Source organism: Micromonospora sp. NPDC047707, from assembly GCF_040704235.1.
Lineage (GTDB): Bacteria > Actinomycetota > Actinomycetes > Mycobacteriales > Micromonosporaceae > Micromonospora.
Map to the genome: position 1 here is coordinate 64354 of NZ_JBEYSU010000001.1, position 14774 is coordinate 79127.

Below are 14774 nucleotides of genomic sequence, written 5' to 3' on the forward strand. Positions count from 1 at the left end.
GCGGAGGCCGCGGCCCAGACACCTACCTGGGAGCAGTGCGATGGCACCGTCGGTGGATCCCCGCTTCGGCGTAGCGCTACGCGAGCTTCGTGAACGACGCGGGTTGTCTCTGCGTTCCCTGGGCCAGCTTGCCCACCGAAGCAAGAGCCACCTGCACGAGTTGGAGGTGGGACTCAAGGCTCCCACCCTCGACACCGCTCGCCACCTGGATGAGGTGCTCGACGCGGGCGGTGCGCTGGCTCGCCTTGTCGAGGTGCCGGTCGACCACGCCGCCGAGGCCGCCGAGCTGCGTTCGCGAGTCGCCGCAAGTGATGTCAGCAAGGACGTGATAGACCGCATCGAGCAGGGCGTTGACGACCTCGCCAGCGCCTACCCGACTGCGGCACCGGCCGACCTGCTGCCGCTGGTACGACGGCACCTCGCCTACGTGGTGCGTCTGCTCGACGGGCGCGTCACGCTAGCCCAGCAGCGCCGCCTCCTGGTCGCCGGCGGCTGGCTGGCGGTGCTACGGGCCACCGTTCACATCGACCTGCAACAACGAGCAGCGGCGAGGGCACATCTCAGGGCGGCCCTCGACCTTGCCCATCACGCCGAACACGCTGAGATCCGGGGATGGTGCCTGGAGACGCGGGCTTGGGATGTGCTGACCCAGGGCGACTACCGAAAGGCGCTCGACCTCTCCCTTCAAGCCCAACAGGTCGCCCCGAAGGGCAGCTCCGCCCATATCCAGGCCACCGCGCAGGAGGCGCGCGCATGGGCGCGGACGGGTGACGTTCGTGCGACGCGGCACGCCCTGGAGCGGGTGGAGCGGCTGACCGCGAACTTGCCGGTTCCCGAGCGGGCGGAGCACCACTATCGCTACGACCCGGCAAAGGCCGCCGCCTACACGGCGACGACGTTGGCGTGGGCGGGTGATCCCGGTGCCGAGCAGGTCGCTCGGTCCGTACTCGCCGATCTGGACCCGGACGGCGACGGTGGGGCACGACCCCGCCGGTCCGCGTCGGCGCGCCTGGACCTGGGCCTTGCCCTCGTCGCCGCAGGCCAGCTCGACGAGGCGACCGCCCTGGGCGCGGAGGCTGTCGCGTCCGGGCGGGTCGTTCCCTCAAACTGGTGGCGGGCGGCCGAACTGTTGGCGAAGGTGGAACAGGCCGGCGTGCCGGAGGCGGCGGCGCTACGCGAGCTGTGCACCGAGTACGCGCCGCGTCGTCAGCCAACAGCGGACGGAACAGCCCGTTAGCGGACGGTCACGGCCTGGATCGACGCCCGAAGTGGGGTGACGCTGTCCTTCTTGGACGAGGGCGCGGAAAGCAGGATGCCATCCGTCGGCGGATCCGCGCCCTCCGAACGGAGGGAGCAGAAACCGTGAAGGCGATCATCAGGCTGCTGCGTCGGCTCGCCAGGCGGCTCTCTCCGTTCGCGTCGCTTACCTTCAGCACCGGACAGCGCATCCAGGCAGGTGAGCAGGAGGCAGCCCGACAGCGGTTGCTGAGACAGGCACGCGATACGTCGGGCCATTCCGGGGTGGACGGTGCCCCGGCCGATCGCACGCCGCCAGCACGATCCGTGGAGCGGGGCGAGTGACCACGCACGGGCCGGTGCTGCCGGTCTGGAGTTGCGATGGCTGCGGCGCTCCGTGGCCGTGCCCGACCCGGCGGCAGGAGCTGCGGGCGGAGTACGCGGACGCTCCGGTGTCCCTGGCCCTGTACCTGGGGGCACAACTCGTTCGCGCCACCGAGGACCTGACCTGGGCGCCCGCCGGCATACTGCACCGCCGCTTCCTCGGCTGGGTGCGGTGAGCATCCTGCGGCCCGGGGACGAGAAGTTCCACTACAGCGACGGCTCGCACAAGTGGATCCCGCCCGATCTGAACGCCACCCACACCGGACGCCGCGCCCGCACTTTCAGGGAAAGAGTGGCCTCCGGGCGTCCGGAGGCCGCTCTTTCCGTGAATCTGCGCGGATCTTGGGGGAGGCCCAGCGACGTGCGCGCGCTCCCCTGCGCCCCCTGGCGAAGAACCGGGTGGCCGGCTGCTGCCGTACTGTCGCACGATGACCGACGGGAATCGGGTACGGCAGCTGCGGCTGGTCGTGGAGGCCGAGGACTACGCCGAGGCGGTGGCGTTCTACCGGGACGTGTTGGGCCTGCCGGAGCAGGCGGCTTTCGAAGGCGAGGGCGACGCCCGCGTGGTGATCCTCGACGCCGGTCGAGCCACGTTGGAGATCGCCAACCCGGCGCAGAAGCGGATGATCGACGACGTGGAGGTGGGCCGCCAGATCGCGCCCCGCATCCGCGTCGCGTTCGAGGTCGACGACACCGCTGCACGTACGCGGGAGGCGACCGAAGCCGGTGCCACCGAGCTCGCCCCGCCCAGGGTCACGCCGTGGCGCTCGCTCAACGCCCGCCTGCAGGCGCCGGCCGGACTGCAGATCACCCTGTTCCAGGAGTTGGAGCCGCTGGCCGAGCGGGAAACCCGCCCCGGCTTCGGCACCGGCGCCGCACGTCACGCCGACGAGACGACCTGACGTCTCGGTCGAGGCCTCAGTCGTGGTCGGTGTGCGGTGGGGTGCCGGGGGTCTGGCCGGGCTCCATGACGACGAACTGGCCCATCATGCCCTTGTCCTCGTGCAGCAGCAGGTGGCAGTGGTACATGAACGGGACGTTGCGGTCGGCGTACTCGCTGAACCGCACCGCCAGCCGCATCGGCACCTCGGGCGTGGTGTAGACGGTGTCCTTCCAGCCGGCCAGCTCGGGCGGCGGCGCCTGCCCGTTCACCGAGAGCACCTGGAACTGGGTGCCGTGCACGTGGAAGTTGTGCGGCTTCGGGAACGGGCTGATGACCTCCCACACCTCGGTGGTGCCCCTGGTGACTCCGAAGTCGATGCGGTTCATGTCCATCGTCAGGCCGTTGATCTGGCTGGTGCCGGCCAGTTCGAAGCGGCGGGCGGCCGGCGCGGCGGCGTCCACGCCGAGGCGGGGCGGGTCGGCGAGGGTGGCGGCCGGCTCGGGTGACGGGCTGAGCTGGTCGGCCGCGCGGAGTTCGAGGACGTCGAACCGGTCGTCGCCGCCGGTGATGCGGCTGTTGATCGGGTCGAGGCCGAGCGCCGGTGGGTAGCTGCGCAGCACGATCCGCTCCCCCGCCCGTACGGTGACGACGATCTCGGCCCGCTCGCCCGGGGAGAGCTGGACCCGCTCGGTGGTGTGCGGGGCGGGCAGCAGACCGCCGTCGGTGCCGACCAGCGCGAACGGCCGGTCGTCGGAGAGCCCGAAGTTGTAGACACGGGCCGGGGAGGCGTTGACCAGGCGCAGCCGCACCCGCTCGGTCGTCACCGTGAGGTACGGCCCGACGGTGCCGTTCACCAGCAGCGTGTCACCGAGGATGCCGACGTCGGCGATCCGCGAGTAGCCCTCGTCGAGTTGGTTGTCGTCGTCGAGGTTGACGTCCTGCACGACCACCGGGACGTCGTCGACGCCGTACCGGTTGGGCAGCCGGGCAGCCGCCGCGGCCGGCTCGTCCACGATGAACAGGCCGGCCATGCCCCGGTAGACGTGGTGGGCGGTGCGGCCGTGCGGGTGCGGGTGGTACCACAGCGTCGCGGCCGGCTGGTCGATCTTCCAGGTCGGTGACCAGGTGGCGCCCGACCTGATCGGCTGGTGTGGGCCACCGTCCATCGGGGCCGGCAGGTGCATGCCGTGCCAGTGGACGGTGGTGGTCTCGGGCAGGTCGTTGCGGACGTTGACGAGCACCGTCTCCCCGCGGGTCGCCCGCAGGGTCGGGCCGAGGTGCCCGCTGTCGAAGCCCCATGTGCTGGTCGCCCGACCCGCCCGGAACTGGCGTTCACCGGCGCCGGCGGTCAGGTCGAACACCCGTCGCCCGCCCTCCTGACGGCCGGTGAGCAGCGGCGGGATGGCGAGCTCGTTGCGGAAGTCGACCTCGCCGACGGTGTCGACGTCGCTGACCGCGTACCAGATGCCGAAGCCGGCACCACCCACGGCCAGGACGGCCGGCACGCCGATCAGGCCCGCCTTCAGGATGCGGCGCCGGGTGGACCGGCGGCGGCCCGTGGTCTGGGCCGGTGGGGTCGCCTGGGCGGGGGTGTCCTGCGGGGAACTCGCCAGCAACGGTGTCTCCATCGTGAGGCGGCCGAGGGGCCGGGGACAGGGCCGGACGGGCGCGGACCGCGGCGCACCCCACCGGCTTCCCGCCGGCCGAGGCACAATGCGGCCCGTACGCAACGTGCGCCCCAGATTACTCGACGCGAATGGATCGGGTGGGACACCCGCGTACCGCGATCCGTACATCCTCGTGAAGTTCGGCGGGCGGCTCGGGGTCGAGCACCTCGACCTGGCCCTCCTCGTCCTGGTCGAAGACCTCCGGCGCCTGGTAGACGCAGAGGCTGCTCACCGCGCAGGTCTCCTTGGTCGCAAACACACGCATGATGACCACCGATCGCCGTGTCGTCGTCCGTCGCGGCGGGCGTCCGCCGGGGCCGCCGCGCGCGCCCGATCGTGCGACAGCGGACTCGAGAGCCGGTACAGCCGCGCGTCGAGCGGCGTTCCAAGGCGGGCCGGCACCATCGGGGGCGTTCTCCGTCCGCGCCCCGAAGGGAGCCGCCCGATGACGGGTACGGTCACCGCATCCCCCGCTCGCCTGCTCCGCCTCGGCAACGCCTTCTGCGAATCCCAGGCGCTGCTGACGGCGGTCGAGCTGGACCTGTTCCGTACGCTGCGGGACACCCCCGCCACCGGCGCGGAGATCCGCGACCGGCTGGGCCTGCACGGGCGCGGGTTGGACGACTTCCTGAACCTGTTGGTGGCGCTGGACCTGCTGTACGTCGAGGACGGCCGCTACCACAACGCCGACGACGTCGACCGGTTCCTCACCGGGCGCGGGCCGGGGGACGTGACCGGGTTCCTGCGCGGCGCCAAGGCCAACCTGTACCCGGTGTGGAACGGCCTGACCGAGACGCTGCGCACCGGGCGGCCACGCACGCCGGCGGCGGACTTCGCCGGCATGCTCGCCGACCCGACCGGGCTCCGGCGGTACGCGCACATGATGGACGGTGTGCTGCGCCCGCTGATCCCGCGGCTGGTGGCCGCGATCGACTGGACGGCGTACGGCTCGGTGCTCGACGTGGGCGGCTGCCGGGGCAGCCTGGTCGGCCAGCTCGTCCTGGCGCACCCGCACCTGGCCGGGCACGTGTTCGACCTGCCGCAGCTCGGCCCGGTCTGCGCCGAGCACATGGCCGAACTGGGCACCGCCGACCGGGTGCGCTTCCACGCCGGCAACTTCTTCGCCGACCCGCTGCCGCCCGCCGACGTGGTGGTGTTCGGTCACATCCTGCACAACTGGCGGCCCTGGCAGCGCGAGGAACTGGTCTGGGCCGCGTACCGGGCGGTCCGGCCGGGCGGTGTGCTGCTGGTGCACGACCGGATGCTCGACGAGGCGGCGCCCCGCGTCGACAACCTGGTGGCGAGCCTCATCATGGCGCTGGTCACCGAGGAGGGCTCCGAGTACCCCGTCGGTGAGCTGGCCGGGTACGCGAAGGCGGCCGGCTTCACGTCGGTACGTCAGCAGCCCTTGGACGACAACGAGACCCTGGTCATCTGCCACCGCGCCGCCTGACCGTCCACCCCGCACACCGCCCCGCGCCGGCAGGACCGGAGGCCGCAACGTCAGGGAAAGTGTGGCCCCGGCCGCCGTCGGAGGCCCCACTTCCCGGGACGTTGCGCGGATCTCGCAGAAGCGAACGGAGGCCGGGGTACGTCGCGAGCGGCGTACCCCGGCCCCGCGGACCGGTCAGGCGGCCTTGCGGGCCACGACCAGGGTGTCGTCGTCACCCAGCAGACGGTCCTCGATCTTGACGAAGCCGGCGGCCTCGGCGTGCTCGCGCAGCTCGCCCACCGGGTACTCGGAGCCGCCGTCGGTGACCAGCAGCATGTCGAGGCTGATCACCAGGTTCTCCACCCGGCTGGACGGGCGGTCGAGCATCCGGTCGTACACGAGCAGCACGCCACCCGGGTTGACCGCGTGGAACGCCTTCTCCACCAGGAACTTCCGCTGGTCGCGGTCCCAGTCGTGCAGGACGTGCCCCATCACCACGATGTCCGCTTGGGGCAGCGGGTTCTCGAAGAAGCTCCCCCCGTGGAAGGTCAGCCGGTCGGTGAGGCCCTTCTCGGCGGCCTGCTCGGTGAAGAACGGCTCCATCTGCGGCAGGTCGAACACGTGCCCGGCCAGGTTCGGGTGGGCGGTGACGATCTGCGCCGCCAGGCTGCCCCGGCAGCCACCGACGTCGAGCACCGAGGCGTGGTCGGACCACTCGCCGAACGCCTCGATCAGCTGCGGCCCGAGGACCCGGGTCAGCGCGTCCATGGAGTGGATGAACTGCTTGAGGATCTGCGGGTTCTCCACCACCGCCTCGAAGCTGCTGCCGGACTGCGGCTTGCCGGTGCGCAGCGCCTCACCCAGCCGGCCCCACGCCGGGTACAGGTTGCGGTTGGACCGCTCGATGAAGCCGCCGATGTACGACTCCTCGCCGCGCACCAGGAAGCGGTCGGCGCCCGAGCCGTTGCGGTAGCGGCCGTCGACCTCCTGCAGCAGCCGCAGCTCGACCAGCAGGTCGAGCCAGTCGGACAGGCCGCGGCCGTGCAGGCCGAGCTTGCCCCGGATCTCCTCGACGCTGGCCGGGCCCGCCCGCAGCGTGGTGAAGAGGCCGAGTTCCACCGCCGTCAGCAGCGCCTTGGCGTCGCAGAAGGAGTTGGCCAGCCGCAGGATGCCGGCCGGCCGGCTGGTGTCTGTCGCTGTCGTGGTCACTGAAACCGCCCGCCTTTACGCTCGAACGCCGACGTCGATCTTCTTCATGGACCACCGGGCGATCTTGAGGGACATCTCGATCGCCTCGGTGGCGTACCGCACCATCTCGGCCTGGTAACCGGCCACCGCCTCGGCCAGGGGCGCCTCACCCCGGGCGACGGCCGTCAACGCCCGGCACAACCCGCTCGCGTCGCGCAGGGCGGTGTTCGCGCCCACTCCCCCGGTCGGCGGCATCAAGTGCACCGCGTCGCCGAGGGGGATCACCGGGCCCGGCTCCCACGCCCGCACCGGCACCGTCGCCCGCAGCGCGAGCGGGTACGTCTCCGCGGGCTGCGCGTGGGCGAAGACACCGCGCAGGTCCGGGTGCCAGTCGACGGTACGGTCGAGCACCAGCCGGCACAGTTGCTCGCCGGTGAGCGCGAAGAACGCCTCGTCGGCCAGGCCGAGCAGGTCCTTGTGGACGCTGAAGACGGACATGTAGTAGTCCTCGGACCCGCCCAGGTCCAGCCCCGGCCACAGCTCCCCGGCCGCGTGCGCCGGCGGGGTCCGGAACACCATCGGCATCAGGGCGAGCCGCAGCCCGTCCGGTGCGGTCACGTTGACGAACCGGTCGCGCAGGGACTCCGGCAGGCCCGCCTCGATCGCGGCCGTCCGGGGCGTTCGGGACAGGATCGCCCGTACGCCGAGGTCCTGGGTGGTGTCGTCGGGGCGGAGCTGGGCGCGGACGGCGGAGTGCGCCCCGTCGGCCGCCACCAGCACGTCCCCGACCGCGTGGTCGCCGTCGGCGAAGTGGGCCACCACCTCGCCGTCGACGTGCTCGTAGCGGACGAACCGCTTGTCGAAGCGCACCACGTCGTCCAGGCCGGCGAGCAGCACCCGGCGCAGCGTCGCCCGGTCGACCGCGTCGATCTTGTCCGGCGCGTCGCCGCGCGGGTCGTCGAAGGTCGGCGCGGGCAGCGGGTTGAGCCGCTCGTCGAACGCGACCAGGCCGAGCTGGTGGCGGTCGTTGGCGGTGGCGGTGAGCAGGTCCTGCGCCCGCCGGGGCAGGCACTCCCGCAGGGCGGCCTCGCCCTCCGGGCTGATCCGCAGCCGGTACCCCTGCATGCGGCCCTCGGCGGAGGCGTCCCGCTCGAAGACCGTCACGTCGGCGACGTCGGCCTGGCGCAGCCCGTGCGCGAGGCAGAGCCCGCCGACGCCGCCGCCGACGACGAGGACCCGCAGCCGCCGGCCGTTCTGGCTTCCCATCGCGTCGTCAGCCCAGGACCACGGCGGCGATCCGGTCGAGGTGGTCCGGATCGGCCGTGCAGGACAGGATCAGCAGCTCGTCACAGCCGTTGGCCGCGTACCCGTCGACCACGTCGCGGAGCTTGCCCTCGTCGGTGATGGCGCCCTTCGCGAGGTGCTCGACCATCTGGCCCATGTAGGCGTAGTAGCTGTGCATGTGCTCCATGGCCAGCTGCTGGCCGTCCGGCCCGAGCGACACGTAGAGGTTGGCGCCCATCCGCGGCTCGCCCTCGCGCTTCTCCTCCGCCCACAGCTCCTTGACCTTGGTGACCAGCTCCGGGTACTTGTGCGGCGGGCCGCCCGGGGAGATCCAGCCGATGCCGTAGCGGGCCGCCCGGCGCAGACCGGCCGGTGAGTGCCCGCCGACCCAGATCGGGATGTCACCGTTGGTGGGCCGCGGCCCGACCCCGGGGACCGGCCCGGCGCCCTGCCAGACCTGGCGGAGCTCCTCCAGCATCGCGTCGAGCCGCCGGCCGCGGGTGTGGAAGTCGGTGCCGGTGGCGGCGTAGTCGTCCTCCCGCATACCGGCGGAGACGCCGAGGATCAGCCGGCCCTCGGAGAGCCGGTCGAGGCTGGCGAGCTGCTTGGCCAGCTCCACCGGGCTGGGCCGGTACGCGGCCAGCAGGATGCCGGTGACCAGCTTGATCCGCTCGGTCACCGCCGCGGCGGCGGCCAGCGAGACGATGCCGTCGTAGTTGTCGTACACGACGCGGTCGGCGACGGTCAGGCTGTGGAAGCCGAGCCGCTCGGCCCGCCGGGCGAACTCGATCAGTTGTCGTCCCTGCGCGCCGGGGATGGTCGTCGGCAGGCAGACTCCGATATCCATTGCGGACTCCCTGGGATTCACGGTCGGGTTTCCTGCCGAGCGTCCGGGCGCCCGGCGGCACCGCCCTCCTCCGAGCGGCGGTGCGGCCACTGTGGCCGGGAGCGCCGGAGGGCCGGTCGAGCGACGGTCGACCTCAGGTCGGTCACGGCGTCACCGGGGCCGGCCCCTCCCGGCTCGCCGCGGCGGTGCGGCCGCGCTCGACACCCCCTCGAGGCCGGTCGTGTCCGATGGAGGTCGCGCGCCAGCGCCGAATGTCCGTGAGCTGCGCACCGGCCGTGCCAGCCGTACCGGCGGAGGGATGCCCCCTGAAACTCGGAGCGATCATTGAATGGGCGGACGACCTCGCGGAGTTCCGGAGCGTCGTCCGACTGGCCGATGACCTCGGATACGACGTCATCGGGGTCGGCGACACGCCGGCCCGCGCCTACGAGATGTACGTGTCGCTGACCGTCGCGGCGTACGAGACGCGACGGGCGACGCTCACGCCGATGGTGACGACGCCGTTCTTCCGCCACCCGGCGGCGACCGCCACGGCGATCTCGACCCTGTACGAGGTGACCGGCGGCCGGGTGATGCTCGCGGTCGGCAACGGCGGCAGCGTCCGGCGGGTGGTCGGCCGCTCCCCGGTCGCCACCCCGCACGAGCTGCGCGACTACGTGACCGCGGTACGGGCCGTGCTGCGCGGCGACTCGGCCCGGGTCGACGGCTTCGACACCGAACCGCTGGAGCGGGTGCGCGACGTGCCGGTGCTGGTCGCCGCCGACTACCCGAAGAGTCTGCGGCTCGCCGGCGAGCTGGCCGACGGGGTGGTCACCACCGTCGGCATGTCCACCGAGCGGGTGGCCCGCAAGGTCGCCCAGGTCCGGGCGGCCGCCGAGGCGGCCGGCCGGGACCCGGACGCCGTCCAGGTGTGGGGGTTCAGCTTCGTGTCCGTCAAGGGCAGCCGGGCCGAGGCGAACGCCGAGATCGGCGCGGCGCTCGCCTCCGACGTGGCGCTGCGGTTGAAGTCGCCGCACATGCGCTCCACCGTTCCGCCCGAGCTGCTGCCCGCGGTGGAGGAGATGGAGCGGCGCTACGACGTGTGGGACCACACCGTCGGCGGCAAGAACGCGCGGCTGCTGGAGGAGTTGGGCCTGGTCGACCTGGCGCTGGAGATGACCGGGGTGACCGGCACCGTCGCCGAGGTGGGCGAGCACCTGCGCCGGCTGGAGGAGGTCGGGGTGTCGGGCGTCCTGGCGGCCCTGCCGCCGCTGGCCGACCCGAAGGGGCTGCTGCGGCGGCTGAGCCAGGCCGCTGCCACCTGACCCGGAGCGGCTGCGTCCCCCGGCCCGGACCGGCACACCGGATCGCCCCACCTCCCGCGTCGGAGGTGGGGCGATCTCCCGTCGGGCCGCCGGCTACCGGCGCCTCAGCGCGAGCCGCGGTTCGAGCGCCAGGTAGAGGCCCTCGACCGCGTTCTCCGGGTTGAACGGGGACTGCTTCATCTCGTGGACCCGGTTGAGGTTGTTCAGCGGGTTCGGGTCACCGCTGGTGTCGCCCTGCAGGTGCGACTGGACCAGCTTGTACGCGTTCTCGGCGTCGTTGAGGTCGGCGATGCCGGTGATGATCCGGTCGAACGCCGCCTGGAGGTGCAGCCGGTCCCGCTCGTCGCTGGTGAGCCGCTGCGCGTTGTAGAAGTGGTAGTCCTTGCCGCGGTAGCTCTCGTAGAACACCGAGACGAGCACGAGCAGGCGCTCGTACGCGTGCCGGTAGACGGTCTGGTAGAACCGCCCCGCCTCGTCCTCGGCGACCTCACCGCGCAGCACGCTGGAGATGCTGGCCGCCGCGAGCATCCCGCTGTAGGTGGCGAGGTGCACGCCGGTGGACAGCAACGGGTCCAGGAAGCACGCGGCGTCGCCGGACAGCAGGTAGCCGGGCCCGGCGAAGGTCTCCGACACGTACGAGTAGTCCTGCTCGACCTTCATGTCGGCGACCTGCTCGGCGCCGTCGAGCATCTCCAGCACCGTCGGGCACTGCGCCATCGCCTCGTCGTACACGGCCTGGATGCTGCCCAGCCGTCCCCGGCTGTCGTTGAACAGGTCCCGGCCGGTGACCAGGCCGACGCTGAGCGTCCCGTCGTGCAGCGGGATCGCCCAGAACCAGCCGTTGGGCACCGAGCAGACGGCGATGGCCCCGTCCGGCCCCTTGCCGAGTGGCCGCGCGCCCTTCCAGTACGACCAGGCGGCGACGTTGCGGAACACGTCGTGGAAGCGGCGGCTGTGCAGGTAGCGGGTGGCCAGCACGCCGCCGCGCCCGGACGCGTCGACCAGCTGGTCGAAGGTGATCCGGCCGCCCTGGTCGGCGTTCTTCGTCTCCTGCCAGCGGGCGGCGACCGCCCGGTCGCCGTCGAACTCGATGTCGCGGACGGTGATCCCCTCGACCACCTCGACGCCGAGGGTCCGGGCGTGGTCGAGCAGGAGCTGGTCGAACTCGCTGCGGACCACCTGGAAGGCGTTGGTGTTGTCGGCACCCTGGTCGGTGAAGCGCACCTCCCACTCCTCCGGCCCCCAGGCGAAGTACGCGCCGCCCTTCGGCTGGAACCCGTGCGCCTCGATCTTCTCCCAGACGCCCAGCTTCTCGAAGATCGGGCGACAGGACGGCAGGATCGACTCCCCGATGTGGTAGCGGGGGAAGCGGTCCCGCTCCAGCAGAGTGACCTGGAAGCCCTCCTGGGCCAGCAGGCCGGCCGTGGTGGAGCCCGCCGGGCCGCCACCGATGACAAGAATCTGGGTTGATTCACGCATACCGAGAGCATGATGATCGCCGATGGGTGGCCGGTCGATCGCGGGTCGAGGCGGCCGGTTCACGCGGCCACGTCCGGGCCGCGCAGCGGGATGCCGTGCTCCTGGGCACGCAGCCGCTCCTCGGCGGTCTGCTCGACCCGCCGCATGCTGAGCCGCAGCACCGGCGGCGCCATCATCGAGGTGGCCACCGCCACCAGCACCAGGATCGTGTACGTCTCGACGCCGAGCACCCCGAGACGCAGGCCCACCATGGCGATGATGATCTCGATGACTCCTCGCGCGTTCATGCCCGCGCCGACGGCGAGCCCCTCCCAGTGCCCGAGCCGGCTCAACCGGGCGCCGACGTACGCGCCGACGAACTTGCCGACGACCGCGACGGTCAGGACGGCCAGCGCGGAGAGCAGCACGACCGGCCGGGCCAGCACGGTGAGGTCCATCCGCAGGCCGGCGATGGCGAAGAAGATCGGGGCGAGCACGGCCATGACGACGGTCCGCAGTGGCCGCAGCCGCGACCGGTCCAGGCCGCCGGAGCTGCCGATCACGATGCCGCACACCAGCGCGCCGAACACCGCCTCCAGGTGCAGCAGGTGCGTGGTGGCGGCGGCGAGGACCACCAGGACGACCACCGTCGTCACGGTCACCGCCTCCCCCTCGTCGCCGTCGGCGCGCGCGGCCCGGCGCAACGCCCGGCGGACCAACGGGCGGGCCAGCACGGCCAGCAGGAGGATGGCGACCAGGGCCGCCACGGAGAACGCGATGCCACCGGCCCGCACGCCGGTCGTCGCCATCGCGGAGACGACGGACAGCAGCATCCAGCCGATGATGTCGTCGACGGTCACCGCGCAGAGGATCAGCTGCCCGACGTTGCGGTGCACCAGCCGCAGCTCGGTCAGCGTCTTGGCGATGACCGGGATGGCGCTGACCCCCATCGCGACGGCGAGGAAGAGGGCGAAGGTGATCTCGTCCACCCCGTCCGGAATCAGCGACCCGGGCAGGGCGAGCCCGGTGAGCACGCCGAGGGCGACCGGCAGTAGCACGCCGGCGGCGCTGATCCGGGCGGCGGTCATCCCGCGGCGGCGGACCAGGTCCAGGTCCAGGTGGATGCCGGTGAGCCCGACCAGCAGCAGGACGCCCAGCTGGCCGACCGCGTCGAGCAGGTTGATCTGGGCGGCCGACTGCGGCAGGAACCAGTCGCCGAGGCCGGGCAGGTGACCGAGCAGGCTGGGCCCGAGCAGGACGCCGGCGCAGAGCTCACCGGCGACCGCCGAGAGGCCGAGCCGCTGGGCGAGCCGGCCGAGCAGCAGCGCGGCCAGCAGGAGCAGCCCCACCTGGACGAGGAAGCGGTCGAGATCCGCCGCGGAGATCATCCCGAGCGGCGCGGTGGCCAGGGTCATGTCGTCCTCCCGTTGGTGTCACGGTCACCGCGCGCCACCGCCCATGCGGGGACAGCCCTACCGCGGGGAGCGCGGTAAGGCTGTCCACGAAGGGGTCGGTCAGAGGCAGGGCCCCTCGTACGCGCCGATGTTCGGCGTGGTGCCGGTGACCTCGTTGCCCCAGAAGTCCCGGCCACCGTTGTCCGGCACGGCCACGCCGGCGTCGACGGCCGGCGAGCCGCACCGTAGCCGGAGGCCGGCCGGGCGGTCGACGGTCGGGTTACGGAACAGCGGGTCGCCGTTCACGGCGTTGGTGGTGTTGGCCGCCATGGTGGTGACGTTGTGGTACAGGTTGTGGTCGTAGACGCCCACCGGGTCGTCGATCCGGGCACCGGTCGCCTTGCCGGAGAAGATGTTGTTGGTGAAGGCGATCGAGGTGTGCGGGAAGGCGCCGGCGAGGTTCTCGGCGTTCGGCGCGTAGATCGTGTTGTTGTAGAACTTCGAGTTGGTGATCCCGTTGTCGCAGCCCGCCGCGACGACCGGGATGATGAAACCGTCGAGGTTGACGTCCTTGTCGTTGTCGCTGACGTTGTAGCGGATGACCGCACCGTCGCCGAACGACCCCTCGGACGCGCAGAACAGGATGAACGGCCCGTTGTTGTCGTGGCTGTAGTTGTACTGGTAGAGCGGGTCCTGGCTGCCGGCGTCGACGGTGAGCGAGAACGACGGCGGGAATGCGGCGCCGCCGGTGATCTCGTTGTACTCCATCACCGGGCGGTCGGAGTTGTAGGCGAGGATCGCCGCGTGCGACTGGGCGGCCCGCAGGCCGAAGCCGTCGACCTTGTTGCGCGCGGTCCGCGAGTCGATGCCGTTCATCACCAGGATGCCGTCGCCGCCGAGGTCGGACAGGGTGTTACGGAGGAACTTCACGTTCGTCATCGGCACGAAGTGGTTGCGCCCACCGGGGAACAGGTCGCGCTTGGACCAGCTGGAGAGCGTCCCGATGCCGACGTTGTCGACGCCGCTCACGATGCTGTCGGTCACCCGGATCCGGTCGAAGCCGGTGGGCGTCGTGTCGCCGGCGGCCTCGAAGAGGATGCCGCCGCTGTTCTCCAGGTCCGGGTTCAGGCAGTCACAGCCCGGCACGTCGTGGACGTGGACGTTCTCCACCACGTAGTGCTTGCCGGTGCCGAAGTCCTCCAGCAGCACGTAGATGCCGACCCGGGCGGTCCCGTCGGCCGGGCCCGGGTTGGTCACCTCCAGGTCCCGGATCTCGTAGCCCTGCACGTTGCGCAGGAGGACCGCCGCCCGGGTGCCCGGCGCGACGATCTTCGGCCGGGCGCCGGTGCCGTACGCCGCGATGGTGATCGGCGTCGAGGGCGTGCCCGACCCCTTGGGCTCCAGCACCCCCTCGCAGGTGGTGCCGCGGCGGAGGAGGACCTTGTCGCCGGGGCCGAGCGTGGCCTGGTTGACCCGTGCCAGCGAGCGCCAGGCGGTGCTCGGCTTCGTGCCGTCGGCCGAGTCGTCGCCCGCCACGCAGTCGACGTGGTATGTCCGGGCCTGCCAGGTGGTGGCGTTGGCGGGCGAGGCGGGGGTGACCGCCGCCGCCAGGCTCGCGCTCAGGGCGACCATGAGTATCCGACCTCCGATTCGACGTACGCCGCGGAGACGTGTTCGGAAACGGCCAGGGGTATCTG

General features: G+C 72.0%; 14 protein-coding genes. 6 read left to right on the plus strand and 8 right to left on the minus strand.

The window, feature by feature from the left end; genetic code table 11:
* Window positions 1-40: 40 nt before the first annotated feature.
* From AB0873_RS00320 to AB0873_RS00335, 4 genes are all read left to right on the plus strand, one after another.
* Window positions 41-1237 (plus strand): helix-turn-helix transcriptional regulator, encoded by a 1197-nt coding sequence (locus AB0873_RS00320; RefSeq protein WP_366597759.1) that lies wholly within the window; start codon window positions 41-43, stop codon window positions 1235-1237.
* 125 nt (window positions 1238-1362) lie between these two features.
* The gene (locus AB0873_RS00325) at window positions 1363-1581 is read left to right on the plus strand and encodes a hypothetical protein (protein WP_366597761.1); all 219 of its coding nucleotides are present in this window, start codon (window positions 1363-1365) and stop codon (window positions 1579-1581) included.
* The gene (locus AB0873_RS00330) at window positions 1578-1796 is read left to right on the plus strand and encodes a hypothetical protein (protein ID WP_366597762.1); all 219 of its coding nucleotides are present in this window, start codon (window positions 1578-1580) and stop codon (window positions 1794-1796) included. Before AB0873_RS00325 ends, AB0873_RS00330 begins: the two co-directional genes overlap by 4 nt.
* A 252-nt stretch (window positions 1797-2048) precedes the next feature.
* Window positions 2049-2522, plus strand: coding sequence for a VOC family protein (locus AB0873_RS00335; protein ID WP_155333322.1), 474 nt, complete (start codon window positions 2049-2051; stop codon window positions 2520-2522).
* Between the two features lie 16 nt (window positions 2523-2538).
* Here AB0873_RS00335 and AB0873_RS00340 read toward each other — a convergent pair whose 3' ends face one another.
* Window positions 2539-4119 carry a multicopper oxidase domain-containing protein gene (locus AB0873_RS00340; RefSeq protein WP_366597764.1) on the minus strand — a complete coding sequence of 527 codons (1581 nt, stop codon included), beginning with the start codon at window positions 4117-4119 and terminating at the stop codon, window positions 2539-2541.
* Between the two features lie 127 nt (window positions 4120-4246).
* Entirely contained in the window at window positions 4247-4435 is a 189-nt protein-coding gene (locus AB0873_RS00345) for a ferredoxin (protein WP_155333323.1), read from the minus strand.
* Window positions 4436-4615: 180 nt separating this feature from the next.
* On the opposite strand from AB0873_RS00345, the gene AB0873_RS00350 reads away from it, so the two are divergent.
* Window positions 4616-5623 carry a methyltransferase gene (locus tag AB0873_RS00350; RefSeq protein WP_366597765.1) on the plus strand — a complete coding sequence of 336 codons (1008 nt, stop codon included), beginning with the start codon at window positions 4616-4618 and terminating at the stop codon, window positions 5621-5623.
* A 174-nt stretch (window positions 5624-5797) separates the two neighbouring features.
* Here AB0873_RS00350 and AB0873_RS00355 read toward each other — a convergent pair whose 3' ends face one another.
* Genes AB0873_RS00355 through AB0873_RS00365 form a run of 3 tightly spaced genes read right to left on the minus strand, consistent with a single transcriptional unit; the run spans window position 5798 to window position 8921 of the window.
* Window positions 5798-6811 (minus strand): methyltransferase, encoded by a 1014-nt coding sequence (locus tag AB0873_RS00355; protein ID WP_366597767.1) that lies wholly within the window; start codon window positions 6809-6811, stop codon window positions 5798-5800.
* A gap of 15 nt (window positions 6812-6826) precedes the next feature.
* On the minus strand, window positions 6827-8056 hold the full coding sequence (locus AB0873_RS00360; protein WP_366597769.1) for an FAD-dependent monooxygenase: 1230 nt from the start codon (window positions 8054-8056) through the stop codon (window positions 6827-6829).
* 7 nt (window positions 8057-8063) lie between these two features.
* Entirely contained in the window at window positions 8064-8921 is an 858-nt protein-coding gene (locus AB0873_RS00365; RefSeq protein ID WP_366597771.1) for an LLM class flavin-dependent oxidoreductase, read from the minus strand.
* 275 nt (window positions 8922-9196) lie between these two features.
* Here AB0873_RS00365 and AB0873_RS00370 point away from each other — a divergent pair, with 275 nt between their 5' ends.
* Window positions 9197-10225: an LLM class flavin-dependent oxidoreductase gene (locus tag AB0873_RS00370; protein WP_366597773.1), complete on the plus strand. Its 1029-nt coding sequence runs from the start codon at window positions 9197-9199 to the stop codon at window positions 10223-10225.
* Window positions 10226-10318: 93 nt separating this feature from the next.
* Here the strand turns inward: AB0873_RS00370 and AB0873_RS00375 are convergent, their stop codons facing one another.
* From AB0873_RS00375 to AB0873_RS00385, 3 genes are all read right to left on the minus strand, one after another.
* The gene (locus AB0873_RS00375) at window positions 10319-11704 is read right to left on the minus strand and encodes an NAD(P)/FAD-dependent oxidoreductase (protein WP_366597775.1); all 1386 of its coding nucleotides are present in this window, start codon (window positions 11702-11704) and stop codon (window positions 10319-10321) included.
* A gap of 59 nt (window positions 11705-11763) precedes the next feature.
* Window positions 11764-13098 carry a cation:proton antiporter gene (locus AB0873_RS00380; protein WP_366597777.1) on the minus strand — a complete coding sequence of 445 codons (1335 nt, stop codon included), beginning with the start codon at window positions 13096-13098 and terminating at the stop codon, window positions 11764-11766.
* 99 nt (window positions 13099-13197) lie between these two features.
* The gene (locus AB0873_RS00385; RefSeq protein WP_366597779.1) at window positions 13198-14709 is read right to left on the minus strand and encodes a hypothetical protein; all 1512 of its coding nucleotides are present in this window, start codon (window positions 14707-14709) and stop codon (window positions 13198-13200) included.
* Between the last annotated feature and the right edge of the window lie 65 nt (window positions 14710-14774).